This window comes from Methanobrevibacter sp. TMH8, assembly GCF_020148105.1.
Taxonomy (GTDB): domain Archaea; phylum Methanobacteriota; class Methanobacteria; order Methanobacteriales; family Methanobacteriaceae; genus Methanobinarius.
The window spans coordinates 1-13,821 of record NZ_JAHLZE010000023.1 but is presented as its reverse complement, the minus strand read 5'-3'; the positions used below and the strand labels follow the sequence as shown (position 1 = coordinate 13,821).

The window sequence follows — 13,821 nt, the reverse complement described above, 5'->3', positions numbered from 1 at the left end:
TAAAATTTTAATAAATATTTTTCATGAATAGTAAATAAATAAAAATTCATCTTTATATAGTTAATAGGTTAATCTAACAATAAACAAGCTAATCTTCATCATCTTTCAATTTTTTAAGTCTTTTTTGAAAATTTGAATTTTTAAGTAATTCATTAACTTCTTTAATATATTTTTTTGGCATTTGGATAGGACCTAATGACAGTTCCTCTCTTGTTTTATCAATTTCAGATTTAATATCTAAATATCCTTCAATATCACGATTTAAATCAAAGAAAAACTTTTTAGGCATTCCTCCAATTCCAATTTCTAAAAATGTTTCACCATAAGCTACGAATGGTTCTACATGTTCTTTAGCTATTCCTTTATCTATAGCTTTTTGTCTGAGAATCTGATTAATGATACATGGGCTATTATTGACTGGACAAACACTATGACAACTATAACAATAGAAACAATGCCATATTTTATCATCTGAAATTATATCTTCTTCATTATCTAAAACTTTTTTTACCAAATCTCGAGGATTATAATCTGTGTGAGCTGCAGCAGGACAAACAGAAGTACACATACCACATTGAACACATTTTAACAATCCTAAATCACTAGGTGCTTTTATATCATTTTTGATGATATCATTGAGATTATGTGAACTTTTATCCTCTTTAATTTTACTCATTTTATTCATACTCCAATATTTTGAAGAATTATTTTTAATATTTATAATTTTTATAAAACAAATTACGTTTCATAAAAATATTTATATATAACTACTTCATAATATAAAAATATAACTATCGTTATATAACAATTGATATTAATTATAAAAATTATGATAAAAAATAAATATTCAATATAAAATTAAATTTTAAATATAAAAACAAATAATTCTATATAAAAATTAAATATTCAATATAAAATTAAATTTTGAATATAAAATTAAATAATTCTATATAAAATATATTAAATAATTAAAAATTATTAAAAAAATTAAAATATAATAAAAAAATAATATAAATAAAGTGATTAAATGCCAACAAGATACATCGGAATGGGATATTGGGAAATTGTAAGTCGACAAATGAGTATAGTGACTAAAAGTCAACAATCAAGATTTAAAGATGCTAAAGTAGCTGTAATTGGTTGTGGAGGTATTGGAGGATCTGTAATAGAACAATTAGCTAGAATGGGTGTAGGTAAGATAAATCTGGTTGATAAAGATATATTTGATTTATCAAATCTTAATAGACAATTAATTAGTGGACTAGATACTTTAGGTAAAGAAAAAAGCTATTCAGCTAAAGAAAGAATAAGAAATATAAATCCTTATGTTGAAGTTACAGCATTTAATGAAGAATTAAATGAAGATAATGTTGAAGAAGTTATTGGAGATTCTGATGTAGTGATTGATGCATTAGATAATTTAGTTACTCGTGTTATAATAAGTAGAGCTGCTAAAAAATTAGGCATACCTTATGTTCATGGTGCTATTCATGGTACTATGGGACAAGTAAGTGTTTACACTCCAGAAACAAAATCTTATGAAGAAATGTTCCAACTCCCATCTACTAACAAAAAATTAAATGAAGAAATAATAGAAAAAATTAAAGGATTGAATTATGGAGTTCCTCCAGTTATAGGACCTAATCCTAATATAGTAGGATGTTTAGAAGCTTTTGAAGCATTTAAAATTATAACTGGTGTTGGAGAAGTAACTTATTCCCCAAAACTTTTAACATTTAATATATTAGATTTATCTTCATTTAATATTGTAGAATTATAATATTTTTATAATATTTAATTATAATATCAATGAAGAAAAAATACCTAAAAATACCTAAAAATAGCTAAAAATAGCTAAATAAAATATAAAATAAAATATAAAATGAGGAGTTTAATATGAGTTTTACATTAATTTTTGAAAATAAAAAAGAAGAAAAAGATCTCAAAGAAGATAGAAAAATAAAAGATATTCTAAGTGAGTTAGATGTTTATCCTGAAACAACTATTGTTAAAAGAAATGGAGAACTAGCTGATGACGAATCTTTAATAAAAGAAGGAGATGAAATCCATATAATTCAAATAGTTTATGGAGGATAAGTTTTTTATTTAATTTAAATTTATATTCATAAATTAATTATCCTCATTTATTTTTCATTTATATATTACATTAAACTATTTTTCAAATATAAATATATATTCTTTAATCATATTTTTAATTAAAATTTAATTTAAAAAAGCAATTAATAAACAATAATATTTTAAATTATTTTTATAAAAACTAGATAAATATATTTAAATAAAAAATAGCATATAGATTTTTAAATAATTAAAAAATATAAAAAATAAAAATAGCTAAAAACTAGCTATTAATTTATTTATCTGCAGTATCTGGGGTGTAAACCCTGGAACCAAAATCAGAATCAACTAAAAATAAGCCATTAGAAGCTTTACTAGCTAATTTAACTTTACTTAAAGCATCACTAGCAGATTCTTCTTCTTCAACTTGTTCAGCTACAAACCATTGTAAGAAATTATTAGTAGAGTGATCTTTTTCTTCAATAGCTAAATCCACTAAATCATTGATTAATCCTGAGACTACTTTTTCATGGGATAAAACATGCTCAAATACATCAACTGGAGAATCCCATTGAGATTGAGGTTTTTCAATTTCAGAAAGTGAAACTCTTGCACCTCTTTGAACAATATAATCATAGAATTTCATTCCATGAGATAATTCTTCTTGAGCTTGAACTCTCATCCAGTTAGCAAATCCACTTAAATCAGTATCTTCAAAATAAGCAGACATAGCTAAATACAAATATCCAGAATACATTTCAGCATTTAATTGTTTGTTTAATGCTTGTTCCATTTTTGCGCTTACCATATAAAACACCTCTTAGATGTTAATTAGTGATTTTCTTGAATTAATTAAAGTTAATAAAAAATAAAATAAAATAAAACAAATAAAATAAAAACCATTCATAAAATGGTTCAATTGAAATTAGATTTAAAAAATTTATAATAAATTAAAATTATTAAAATTTAAATACTATTTAAATTTATTTTTGTTAGACTTATTATTGTTTAGAAAATTGATCTTTTCCAACACCACATAATGGGCAAACCCAATCATCAGGTAAGTCTTCAAAAGCAGTACCAGCATCTATTCCATTATCTGGATCGCCTTCAGCTGGGTCATATACATATCCGCACATTTCACATACATATTTATCCATATTTCCACCTTTTTATTCTATTAAAATCTTTTAATTAAAGATTATATTTAGATTTTTTTAGATTTTTTAGATTTATTATATTTATTAAATTAAAATATTTATTAAATTTAAATAAATATTAAATTAAAAAATATTAAATTGATTACACTGGTTTAAACATTCTTTTTGGAGCACCACAAGAGGGGCATTTAAAACTTTCAGGAACATCTTCCCATTCAGTACCAGGTTCAACGTTTTGTCTAGATTCGCCTTTTTCTGGATCATAAATATATCCACAAACTTTACATTTCATTCTTCCACTCATTGAATCAATCTCCATTTAAAAAATATAATTAATGAATAATTTGTACCATTATATATGAATATTCTGATATTTATTATTATTGATATTATTTAAGTAGAAAAAATGTTTAGTATTCAAAAAATCTGATGAATAAATAAACAAATCGATTAATTATTTACCTAATGAATATAGTGAAATAAAGTTAGAAAAAATATATAAAAATATATAAAATTTACAAGAAATAATGAAAAATACTTGAAATTAAATAAAATAAAACAAAATAAATTAGCTAAAATGAACTAAAATATATAATTAATCTAAAAAATGAAATATAAAATTAAAATTTACCATTCAAAAGATTTTAAAAATAGCTTGAAACTATCATATTTTTGATAATGAGTTAAAAGCTGATCCAGTTCTTTATTTGTTATATCTCTATTTCTTTCCCTTTTCCAGAGCCAATTTAGTTTATTTTTCTCTTGTTTTGTGAATTCTTTTATTTCTTTTATATCATCTGTTTTAATATTTTCATTTGAAGATTCTTCTTCAACTTTTTGATTTTTATTTACATATTCAGGTGTTTCATTTTTATTGTTTTCAATTGCCTTATTATCTTGATCCTTTTCATAATTTATAGTATTACTTTTTGTTTCTAAGTTGTCTTTTTTGGATTGATTTAATTTTTTCAAATCCTCTAAATTTTCAGATTTTTTAATTGTTGTTATATATTCACCATCTATTTCTATTACTGAATAATCCACAACGTCTTTTTCTTTGATATTTAAAAAATCTCTTATTTCACTAGGTATTGTTATTTTTAAAGTACTAGAATTTTTATTTGCTTTATTTACATTTACACTGAATGTTTTTATAACCTTCATATAATCACACTATTAATTATTATAACTATTTGTAGTTACTGCTTATAAAGATTTCTATTTATAGTTAGTAATAGCTATTTATAACTATTAGTAACTACAAAATATATAAAAATATTATAAAAAAGAATAAAATAGTAACTACTAGTAACTATATATAGTTATAATGTTGAAAAATAAAAATAAAATAAAGTAACTACAAATAACTATTCTCATATAACTATAAAAAATAAAATAAGAAAAAAATAAAAATGAAAAACAAAGATCAATGTAAAATATCAATTTCTATCAAATTTTTTAGTAATACTTTTTATAAAAAATTCAATTAAATATCTAAAAAAATATAATTAAAATAATCAAATAAATAATGATAAAAATAATATTAATAATAAAAAATCTATTATATAATAAAAATCAATTCAATAAAAATTAGAATATAATATAAAAAAATAAAAGATAAAAAATTATTATATTATCTAACTAAAACAACAGGAATATCAAATGTTTTGATTATTCTGTCAGCTATACTTCCAATTAATACATTTTTAGAATTGTCTTTTCCTAAGGGTGTTATAACAATAGAGTCCACTTGAGTTCTTTCAGCTATAATTTTGATATCTCTAAGAGGATCAGCTGTAATCAAATGTTCAATTACCATAACTCCTTCTTTTTTTCCCTTTTCAGTAATTTTTCTAAGAATTTCATTACCTTCATCTTCTAAAGTATCATAGGAATAACTGGAATTCTGATCAAGAATATAAACTGCAGAAACTTTTGAGTTAAATTTCTTTGCAATTTCAATAGCTGCATCTACAGCTTTTTCAGAATGTTTTGATCCATCAGAAGGCACCATAATATTTTGAAACATCTAATCACCATTTTATTTTTAGACAATATTTTTTTAGACAAAATTTATTTTTTAGTTAAATATAATGTTTTTATTATAAATAATAATCATTAATTATCAAGTAAATAACCAACTTTACAGAATTCAAGCAAATATTAATTATCAAGTAAATAATCAGCTTTACAGAATTCAAGCAAATATTAATTATCAAGTAAATAATCAGCTTTACAGAATTCAACAAAGTCATCAGCTAATTTAACTGGATTGCCATCATCAATTATTTTACCTTCATCCATGAAAATAGCTCTTTTACTCAGTTCTTTAATGAAATCAATATTATGAGAAACCATTATAATGGTTGTATTAAATTCTTTATTTATCTTTTTAATAGAATTTGAAACAATTCTAAGTGTGATTGGATCTAAATCACCAAATGGTTCATCTAAAAAAAGAGTTTCAGGTTTAGAAGCTAAAGCCAAAGCTAACATAGCTCGAACTTTTTGACCACCAGACAATTCATATGATTTCCTATTTATAATATCAAGAGGTAAATCAAGTGCTTCAAATAGTGGTTTAACTTCTTCTTTAACAGCTTTTTCAGGGAATTTAGGGAATAATTCATCAAGAATATCTGGAAGAAGACCAATTTGTTCAAGTCGAGATTTTGCTTCACTTTCAGGTAAATCAGTAAGTTGATATAAAGCATCTAAGAGTTCATCACCTAATTCTAATTCTTTAGCTCTTTTTCTTGCTTCATCTACAACAAATTGATTTTTAAATCCAAGTTTTGTAGCTAACTGATCCCTTATAGTTGAATGATGTTGAAGTGCAAATTCTTGATACATAAAACCTACTTTTCTTCTAACTTTCATCCTATTAATACCAGGTTCATCAAGATCTACCCAAACACCTTTTTCTTCATCAGAATTAGATTTAGAATTAGAATTAGGTTCAGAATCATCAACTTCTCCATCAGAATCTAAGTAATAATAAACTTCTCCTTCTTCAGGATAATCTAAACCCGCTAACATTCTAAGAAGTATAGTTTTACCTGCCCCACTAGGACCAAGAATAGTTAAAATATCACGTTTTTTTACTTCAATATTGATATCTTCAATTTCAAGAACATTTCCACCTTTAAGAAGGAAAAATTTCTTTTCAAGATTATTAGCTTTAAGAATAGATAAATCATCAACAGTTGAATCCATTTCAACTTCAGGATCTAATTCCCCCAAGAAATCATCTGTAACAGTTTTAGGATCCCCTTCTTCAGCTATTTGACCATCTTTAAGGAGAATTACTCTATCAGCTAAATAATTGTGAACTTCAGGTAAATGAGAAACTAAAACTACAGTCACGCCCAAATCTTCATTAATCCTCTTAATTGAATCAAGAATAGCTTGTTTAGTTTTTGGGCAAGCCATAGTAGCAGGTTCATCTAATAGTAAAACTTTTGGTTTTTTAGCTAATTGTCTAGCCATTATAAGACGTTGTTTTTCACCACCACTTAGAACTGGAGCAAAATGTTCTGCCTTATCTTCAAGACCAACTATTCTTAAAATCTCCATAGCTTCTTCACCATACTGAGCTTCTGCAGATTCTAAATTAATATCCGCTTCATCACCATATTTAACACCATAAAGTTTTCTTATAACATTATTAATAGCTGTTTCTGGCCATAAACCAAATGATCTTTGAAGATGAATAGCTGTAGCAGTTCTGAGTTTATTATAATAATATTGGCTTGAATCATGAGAAACTTCAATATCATCAAGAGTTACTTTACCTTCATCAAATTTTTCAACCCCTCGAAGTATTCTAAGAAGACTAGTTTTTCCAGATCCACTCATCCCAATGATACCAAGTATCTCTCCTTGATTAACTTCAAGATTAATGTTTTTTAATGCAGATAATTCTTCACCATTATCTAGTTTGTAAGTTTTACTAAGATTTTCCACTTTTATCATGAATATCAACTTGATTAAATCCTATAATGAAGTAAATTTTTAATTTATTATATTAATATATTAATCTAATAAACATAATATTTTTAATATTGTTTTTTAATTTATATAACCTTATCATAATACATATCTTATTATAATTTTTTTAAGAATATCTAAAATTGCTTAAAACATAAATAAATCATACCTAAATCAAAACTAAATAGATCTAAAATTGCTTAAAACATAAATAAATCATATCTAAATCAAAACTAAATAGATCTAAAATTGCTTAAAACATAAATAAATCATATCTAAATCATATCTAAATTGTATCTAATTACTAAATATATTAACAATATTATATCAATTATATTAAAAATATATATAAAAATATATAAAAAATTTCTAACAAAAAACTAAAAAATATAGCTAAATTTAATAATAAGCAGATTTAATAATATATTAATGAAAGAAAGTCGCGGACTATTAATTGGAAGAATGCAACCTGTTCATCATGGACATATTCAAGTGATAAAACAGACACTTGAGGAAGTTGATGAGCTTATAATAGGAATTGGAAGCGCACAATTAAGTCATTCAACAACAGACCCATTTACAGCTGGAGAAAGGGTAATGATGCTCACAAAAGCATTAGCTGAAAATAATATTGATACAGCTAGCTATTATATTATCCCAATACAAGACATACAGATGAATGCAGTTTGGGTTTCCCATATAAAGATGTTAACACCTCCTTTTGGAAAAATTTTTAGTGGAAATCCGTTAGTTCAGAGATTATTCGAAGAAGAGAATTATGAAGTAGCTAAACCTCCACTTTTCAAACGTGAAAAATTGTCTGGAACCGAAGTTAGAAGGAGAATGTTAGCTAATGAAGATTGGAAAAAGCTAGTTCCAAAATCAACTGCTGAAATTATCGAAGAAATAAATGGAATCAAAAGAATCCAACATTTAAATCAAAAAGAAGATAGTGAAAGATAATTTTCTTAAAGAATGATTTATTTTATTGATATTTTTATTAAATATCATTATTTACTATTTTAATTTTAACTATTTTACAATATTTTATAAATTTATACTAGTTTTATATATTCTAATACTATTTTACAATATTTTATAAATTTATACTAGTTTTATATATTTTTATATATTCTATACCATTTTTACAATATTTTATACATATTTACTAGTTTTATATTTATTTTATAATAATCTATAATATTTTATACTATTTATTATACTTTTATATTATTTTATAATATTTTAAATTATTTTATAGAATTTTATAGCATATTTAATTTAATATATACATATTTAATGTTATTTTATATCAAATTATTTTAATTAATAATTATGATATTAACATACAAAATTATAACAAGAAATATTAATAATAAAAAAAATAATAACAATAGTTATATTATAAAAAATTGATATATTATAAATATAGCATATAATAAAAAAATAATTAAATATAAGTAATATTTAATAATTTAATTATATTAATGATATTTATTATATAATATATTTAATGAATAATAGAAAACAATAATTAATGAGGGAAAAACTATGGTTGTAAAAATTGTTGAAAAAGATGATGAGTATTATAAAATCCAAGATCTTGTTGATTCAATAAAGAAAAGTAGAAGAGTAGATGAAGCTGGAGCTATCTTTACATTTGAAGGTTTTGTTAGAGGAACTGAGAAAATTACTGAAACTGAAAAAATAGTTGATAAAATGATATTAACTACTCCAAATAAAGAAAAAGCAGCTGAAGATCTTGAAACTATTGCTGAAAGTGTAAAAATTAAATATGGAGTTTTTGAAGTAGCTATTGTTCATTTTATAGGAGAATTTTATACAGGAGATCCATTATTTTTAGCTGCAGTTCTCGGGCCTCATAGAAATGAAACTCTTGATGCATTAAAAGAAGTTATTGAAAGAACAAAATATGATATTGAATTCAAAAAAGAAGAAATATCTAATACTGGTAAAAAGATTATTATGGCCGGAGGCAAATAATCAATTTTTTTTAATAGTTTTAAAAAATATAAAAAATTATTTAATAAAAAATAATTAAGGAAAAGATTATTCTTTTCCAACCATTGTTTCAGTAGATTTAACAATTGCTGAAACTTTATCTCCTTTTTTAAGTTCTAAAGCTTCTGCAGATTCTTTTGTAATTAGAGCAGTTATAACAGTAGGTTTTTCAACTTTAATTTTAATGCTAGCCATTACAGCACCGATTTCAACATTTTCAATAGTTCCATCTAATTTATTTCTTGCACTAAGTTTCATATTAATCCTCCAAATTTCAAAATTTGATTATAAATATTATTTAGAAATTTAAAATAGTATGACTATAATCATTTTAATATACTTTATTATATCATTCATATTATATAAATATTACTAATTCATCAATAAAATATAAAAATAAGAATTTTTACATCGAATAAAGCAATTAATACAAATCAATAAATGTTATTTTTATATTTTATTACATAATATCAATTATTGCATTCAATACTATGATTGTATCTTATTGTATTTAATCGTATTTTGTATCCATTTCACACTATTATTTACAATATAATTTTGAATATAATTTTTCATATAATTTAATAATTATAGAGTATAATGCTTATCTTTATAGAAAAACTTATTACAATTCATTTAAATAAATATATTTTAATATAAAAATTTATTATTAATTAATAAATCAATAGAAAAATAGTAAAAATAAGTTTATAGAAATAACTTTAATAAAATAATTTAAAAAAATCAATGAAGTGTTAAAATGGATGATTCAACTAAATTTATTCGGGATAGTGTTCACGGAAATCTTTCTTTAAGTGAATTTGAAGTTGAAGTAATGGACTCTCCACAAATTCAACGATTGAGAAGAATAAATCAGTTAGGATTTATATCCTTAGTTTATCCAGGAGCTAATCATTCTCGTTTTGAGCATTCAATTGGAACTATGTTTTTAGGTTCAAAATTAGCTGATCATCTTGAATTATCTGATTATGAAAAGAATTTAGTTAGAATTGCAGCTTTACTTCATGATGCTGGACATGGCCCATTTTCACATGTATCCGAAGCTGTTTTAGATGTTAAACATGAAGAACTAACAGCTAAAGTTATTAAAGATACTTCTTTAAAGGACATAATTACTGAAGAATTTGATCCAAAAGAAATTATTGACATAATTAATGGGAAAGGACATTTAGGACCTATAATTTCTGGTGAATTAGATGTAGATCGTATGGATTACTTAATTAGAGACTCTCATTACACAGGAGTAGCTTATGGAGTTATCGATGTTGATAGAATTATAGCTAATCTCAAACTTAAACAATACTTAATTCTCGACATAAAAGGAGTTCAAGCAGCTGAAGAAGCACTTGTAGCTAGATATCAAATGTATCCTAGTGTTTACCAACACCATACCACACGTATTCTCAATGCGATGTTTAGAAGATGTTTAAAACGTGTTTTTGAAGAAAATATTATTAATAGTGAAAATATGTATAAATATGATGATTCTGATCTTATCTGCAAATGTAGAAATGTAGATGAGAATGAATCAAAAAACAATGCTTTTATTAAAGATATAATAACTAGATTAGACAACAGAAACTTATTAAAAAGTGTATGTTCTATTCGTTTAAATGAATTTGAAACTCCACAGGAAATATTTGAAATAAAAAAGAAAATTCTTGAAAAATCTGAAGAAGAAATAAGTGAATCTATGGGAATTGATCGAAACTATGTAATTCTAAACATGCCAGAATATCCAAGATTTGATGAAATGAAAACTCAAGTAGCTGTTGAAGACAAACTTTTTCACTTAAATGAAATTTCAAGTATTGTTAAAGCGTTACAGAGTGCTAGGTTCAACTATCCAGACATCTGTTTATATATTCCAAAAGAAGACAAAGATAAGTTTAAAAATTTCAAATTAGATGATTATTTAGACCTTCCAGAAAGATCAGAAAATAAGTTTGATACAGTACATTTGGAACAATCAAGGCTTTTTGAATAAAACTTATCAATCTAATAATTAACAATGACCCCGCATTAAATAATTGAATTAATTTAAATAAAAATAATACAATTAAATAAAAATAATAATAATAAAAATAATACAATTGAATGAATGATTGAATGAATGAATTAAAATATTAATGATATAGTAGTAATAATAAAAATAATGATAATATGATAATTGTAGCTATTACTGGTGCAAGTGGTGTTATTTATAGTTTAAAGCTACTTAAAGCACTTAAAGAACTGAAAATAGAAACTGGTGTTGTAGTAAGTAAACCTGCAGAAATAATTTTTGATTATGAATTAGGAATAAAATTAGATGAAATTAAGAATTTATCTGATTATTATTATGAACCAAATGACTTAACTTCCTCTATCAATAGTGGATCATTTAAATTCGAATCTCTTGTTATTGTACCTTGTTCTATGAAAACATTATCAGCTATAGCTAATGGATATGGAAATAATGCAATAACAAGAGTAGCCGATGTAGCTTTAAAAGAGAAAAGAAAAACTGTTCTAGTTCCTCGTGAAACTCCCCTTAGATCCATTCATCTTGAAAATATGCTAGAAATAGCTAAAGAAGGAGGAGTTATTTTACCAGCTATGCCTGCTTTTTATCATAAACCAGAAAATATTGATGATATGGTTAACTTTGTAGTTGGAAAAATATTAGATTCATTAAATATAGAAAATAATCTATTTAATCGTTGGGAATAACAAAATCTTCAAAAAAATAATAAAAAAATAAAAAGATAAAAAATAAAAAATAAATAAATATATAGAATTTAATTTATTATAAATTTAATAAAATAAAAAGAGGAAATTCAATGATAAAAGATTCTGAATTTATAACTTCTAATGAAGTTCCAGGTCCTACAAAGGAAGAAATAAGGTGTTTACTACTTTGTAAAAGTGAAGTTTCCTCAGAAGATATTGTGGTTGATATAGGTTGTGGTACTGGTGGAATTGCAACAGAATTTGCAAAAAGGGCTAAGAAAGTAATAGCTATAGATAAAAACCCTAAAGCAATCAAATTAACTTTAGAAAATCTTCAAAAACATGATGTGGATAAAAAAGTAGAATTAATAGAAAATGATGGAGTTTTAGCTGTTAAATCCATTGAAAATATAGACATAGCTATTATTGGTGGAAGTGGTGGAGATTTAGATCAAATTTTAGAAACAGTTTCTTCTAAACTAAACCAAAATGGAAGAATAATTATTAATGCAATTCTAGCTGATACTAAAGTTCAAGCTGTTAATAAACTAAAAGAATTAGGTTATAAACCAAATATCATTGAAGCTAATATTTCAAAAGGAAAAATCATTGAAAGAGGAATTATGATGATAGCTGAAAATCCAATAGCTATCATATACTCAAAGTTATAAATAAAGGGAAAATTATGAAAATAAACTGGAAAATTAAATTAGGAATCTTATTACTTTTATTATCATTTGCAATTTATACATTTGCTTACTTTAATTTCCATGAACCAGATAAAGTACTATTCTATATAGTTATTGATTTAGCATTCATGCCACTAGATGTTCTTTTAGTTGTTATTATTGTAGAAGGAATAATAAATAAAAAAGAGAAAGAGAATATTCTAGAAAAAATGGATATGATTATGAGTGTATTTTTCTCAGAAGTTGGTACAGAAATTTTAAATAAAACAAGTAAATTAGATCTCAATATAGAAAAAATTCATTATGTCTTAGATAATATAGAAACATGGACAGATAATGATTTTAAAAGATTTTTAAGAAAATTTAGAAAATCCGATTATAATTTTGATTTACATATAGACAATGAAGAAAGACAAGAATTTTTCATTGATTTACAACAATTTTTAATAGAAAAAAGAGGATTTTTAATAAGATTACTTGAAAACCCGAATTTAATGGAAAAAGACACATTTTCGACTCTTCTTTTAGGAATTTTCCATTTAGATGAAGAACTTGAAAAAAGAGACATTGGAGAAAAAATTCCTGAAACCGATTATATACATTTAATCAATGATGTTGATAGGGTTTATTCTAGTTTAATTTATGAATGGATTAATTATTTGCATTATCTTAAAGTTCACTATCCTTATATGTTATCCTTAGCTGTTCGTACAAATCCATTTAATAAAGAAGCTAATATTCATGTAACTGAATAGTTTATTTGAATAATTTAGTAATTTATTATTACTATTATCAAATTTGAATATGATTGTTTTATATTTATTTTAATAATTATATTCAATTTATTTTATTATATAACAATTAAACTTAAATCAATTATAGCTTTTTTATAATAAATTTATTATTAATATATTTTAATCTGTTATAATTTATTTATTTTAACTTATTTTAACTTAATTTTTTACCAATTTATATCAATTATAAAATAAATTTAGTTTTATTATAATGATAAACTACTATAAAAATATTATTTCAATTAATTTAATATCAATTATTGTATATAAATAAAGAAAACTACTATAAAAATATTATTTCAATTAATTTAATATCAATTATTGTATATAAATAAAGAAAACTACTATAAAAATATT

General features: G+C 23.3%; 16 protein-coding genes. 8 read left to right on the top strand and 8 right to left on the bottom strand.

All coding sequences use genetic code 11. From position 1 onward, the window contains the following. Window positions 1-88: 88 nt before the first annotated feature. On the bottom strand, window positions 89-676 hold the full coding sequence (gene hdrC, locus KQY27_RS04870; protein WP_224425456.1) for a ferredoxin:CoB-CoM heterodisulfide reductase subunit HdrC: 588 nt from the start codon (window positions 674-676) through the stop codon (window positions 89-91). Window positions 677-1,027: 351 nt separating this feature from the next. Here hdrC and KQY27_RS04865 point away from each other — a divergent pair, with 351 nt between their 5' ends. Both KQY27_RS04865 and KQY27_RS04860 read left to right on the top strand, forming a co-directional pair. Then, a complete protein-coding gene (locus tag KQY27_RS04865; RefSeq protein ID WP_224425455.1) occupies window positions 1,028-1,780 on the top strand; it encodes a HesA/MoeB/ThiF family protein in 753 nt (250 codons plus the stop codon). A 116-nt stretch (window positions 1,781-1,896) separates the two neighbouring features. After that, complete coding sequence (locus KQY27_RS04860) at window positions 1,897-2,097, top strand: MoaD/ThiS family protein (protein WP_224425454.1); 201 nt, start codon at window positions 1,897-1,899, stop codon at window positions 2,095-2,097. A 274-nt stretch (window positions 2,098-2,371) separates the two neighbouring features. On the opposite strand, the gene KQY27_RS04855 is transcribed toward KQY27_RS04860, so the two are convergent. From KQY27_RS04855 to KQY27_RS04830, 6 genes are all read right to left on the bottom strand, one after another. Beyond that, complete coding sequence (locus KQY27_RS04855; protein WP_224425453.1) at window positions 2,372-2,884, bottom strand: ferritin; 513 nt, start codon at window positions 2,882-2,884, stop codon at window positions 2,372-2,374. A gap of 193 nt (window positions 2,885-3,077) precedes the next feature. Beyond that, window positions 3,078-3,236, bottom strand: coding sequence for a rubredoxin (gene rd, locus KQY27_RS04850; RefSeq protein ID WP_224425452.1), 159 nt, complete (start codon window positions 3,234-3,236; stop codon window positions 3,078-3,080). Window positions 3,237-3,378: 142 nt separating this feature from the next. Further along, window positions 3,379-3,540, bottom strand: a complete 162-nt coding sequence (locus tag KQY27_RS04845) for a rubredoxin (protein WP_224425451.1) — start codon at window positions 3,538-3,540, stop codon at window positions 3,379-3,381. Window positions 3,541-3,863: 323 nt separating this feature from the next. Continuing rightward, the gene (locus tag KQY27_RS04840; RefSeq protein ID WP_224425450.1) at window positions 3,864-4,400 is read right to left on the bottom strand and encodes an AbrB/MazE/SpoVT family DNA-binding domain-containing protein; all 537 of its coding nucleotides are present in this window, start codon (window positions 4,398-4,400) and stop codon (window positions 3,864-3,866) included. A 469-nt stretch (window positions 4,401-4,869) separates the two neighbouring features. Beyond that, a complete protein-coding gene (locus tag KQY27_RS04835) occupies window positions 4,870-5,265 on the bottom strand; it encodes a universal stress protein (protein ID WP_224425449.1) in 396 nt (131 codons plus the stop codon). A gap of 179 nt (window positions 5,266-5,444) precedes the next feature. Beyond that, the gene (locus KQY27_RS04830; protein WP_224425448.1) at window positions 5,445-7,211 is read right to left on the bottom strand and encodes an ATP-binding cassette domain-containing protein; all 1,767 of its coding nucleotides are present in this window, start codon (window positions 7,209-7,211) and stop codon (window positions 5,445-5,447) included. A gap of 444 nt (window positions 7,212-7,655) precedes the next feature. Here KQY27_RS04830 and KQY27_RS04825 point away from each other — a divergent pair, with 444 nt between their 5' ends. Beyond that, window positions 7,656-8,189, top strand: coding sequence for a nicotinamide-nucleotide adenylyltransferase (locus KQY27_RS04825; RefSeq protein ID WP_224425447.1), 534 nt, complete (start codon window positions 7,656-7,658; stop codon window positions 8,187-8,189). Between the two features lie 588 nt (window positions 8,190-8,777). Further along, window positions 8,778-9,230 (top strand): molybdenum cofactor biosynthesis protein MoaE, encoded by a 453-nt coding sequence (locus tag KQY27_RS04820; protein WP_224425446.1) that lies wholly within the window; start codon window positions 8,778-8,780, stop codon window positions 9,228-9,230. A 66-nt stretch (window positions 9,231-9,296) separates the two neighbouring features. On the opposite strand, the gene KQY27_RS04815 is transcribed toward KQY27_RS04820, so the two are convergent. After that, on the bottom strand, window positions 9,297-9,506 hold the full coding sequence (locus KQY27_RS04815; protein ID WP_224425445.1) for a TOBE domain-containing protein: 210 nt from the start codon (window positions 9,504-9,506) through the stop codon (window positions 9,297-9,299). 502 nt (window positions 9,507-10,008) lie between these two features. Here KQY27_RS04815 and KQY27_RS04810 point away from each other — a divergent pair. The 4 genes from KQY27_RS04810 (at window position 10,009) to KQY27_RS04795 (ending at window position 13,425) form a co-directional block, all read left to right on the top strand. Further along, window positions 10,009-11,256: an HD domain-containing protein gene (locus KQY27_RS04810; protein ID WP_224425444.1), complete on the top strand. Its 1,248-nt coding sequence runs from the start codon at window positions 10,009-10,011 to the stop codon at window positions 11,254-11,256. Window positions 11,257-11,432: 176 nt separating this feature from the next. After that, a complete protein-coding gene (locus tag KQY27_RS04805) occupies window positions 11,433-11,981 on the top strand; it encodes a UbiX family flavin prenyltransferase (RefSeq protein WP_224425443.1) in 549 nt (182 codons plus the stop codon). Between the two features lie 110 nt (window positions 11,982-12,091). Continuing rightward, window positions 12,092-12,652: a precorrin-6Y C5,15-methyltransferase (decarboxylating) subunit CbiT gene (cbiT, locus tag KQY27_RS04800; RefSeq protein ID WP_224425442.1), complete on the top strand. Its 561-nt coding sequence runs from the start codon at window positions 12,092-12,094 to the stop codon at window positions 12,650-12,652. Window positions 12,653-12,666: 14 nt separating this feature from the next. Continuing rightward, window positions 12,667-13,425, top strand: a complete 759-nt coding sequence (locus KQY27_RS04795) for a hypothetical protein (RefSeq protein ID WP_224425441.1) — start codon at window positions 12,667-12,669, stop codon at window positions 13,423-13,425. The last annotated feature ends 396 nt before the right edge of the window (window positions 13,426-13,821 follow it).

Bases quoted from the DNA above. Each gene is read 5' to 3' on its own strand.
- hdrC (WP_224425456.1), bottom strand. From the start codon at position 676: ATGAGTAAAATTAAAGAGGATAAAAGTTCACATAATCTCAATGATATC.
- KQY27_RS04835 (WP_224425449.1), bottom strand. From the start codon at position 5,265: ATGTTTCAAAATATTATGGTGCCTTCTGATGGATCAAAACATTCTGAA.
- cbiT (WP_224425442.1), top strand. From the start codon at position 12,092: ATGATAAAAGATTCTGAATTTATAACTTCTAATGAAGTTCCAGGTCCT.
- rd (WP_224425452.1), bottom strand. From the start codon at position 3,236: ATGGATAAATATGTATGTGAAATGTGCGGATATGTATATGACCCAGCT.
- KQY27_RS04795 (WP_224425441.1), top strand. From the start codon at position 12,667: ATGAAAATAAACTGGAAAATTAAATTAGGAATCTTATTACTTTTATTA.
- KQY27_RS04830 (WP_224425448.1), bottom strand. From the start codon at position 7,211: ATGATAAAAGTGGAAAATCTTAGTAAAACTTACAAACTAGATAATGGT.
- KQY27_RS04825 (WP_224425447.1), top strand. From the start codon at position 7,656: ATGAAAGAAAGTCGCGGACTATTAATTGGAAGAATGCAACCTGTTCAT.
- KQY27_RS04865 (WP_224425455.1), top strand. From the start codon at position 1,028: ATGCCAACAAGATACATCGGAATGGGATATTGGGAAATTGTAAGTCGA.
- KQY27_RS04860 (WP_224425454.1), top strand. From the start codon at position 1,897: ATGAGTTTTACATTAATTTTTGAAAATAAAAAAGAAGAAAAAGATCTC.
- KQY27_RS04820 (WP_224425446.1), top strand. From the start codon at position 8,778: ATGGTTGTAAAAATTGTTGAAAAAGATGATGAGTATTATAAAATCCAA.
- KQY27_RS04840 (WP_224425450.1), bottom strand. From the start codon at position 4,400: ATGAAGGTTATAAAAACATTCAGTGTAAATGTAAATAAAGCAAATAAA.
- KQY27_RS04815 (WP_224425445.1), bottom strand. From the start codon at position 9,506: ATGAAACTTAGTGCAAGAAATAAATTAGATGGAACTATTGAAAATGTT.
- KQY27_RS04845 (WP_224425451.1), bottom strand. From the start codon at position 3,540: ATGAGTGGAAGAATGAAATGTAAAGTTTGTGGATATATTTATGATCCA.
- KQY27_RS04810 (WP_224425444.1), top strand. From the start codon at position 10,009: ATGGATGATTCAACTAAATTTATTCGGGATAGTGTTCACGGAAATCTT.
- KQY27_RS04855 (WP_224425453.1), bottom strand. From the start codon at position 2,884: ATGGTAAGCGCAAAAATGGAACAAGCATTAAACAAACAATTAAATGCT.
- KQY27_RS04805 (WP_224425443.1), top strand. From the start codon at position 11,433: ATGATAATTGTAGCTATTACTGGTGCAAGTGGTGTTATTTATAGTTTA.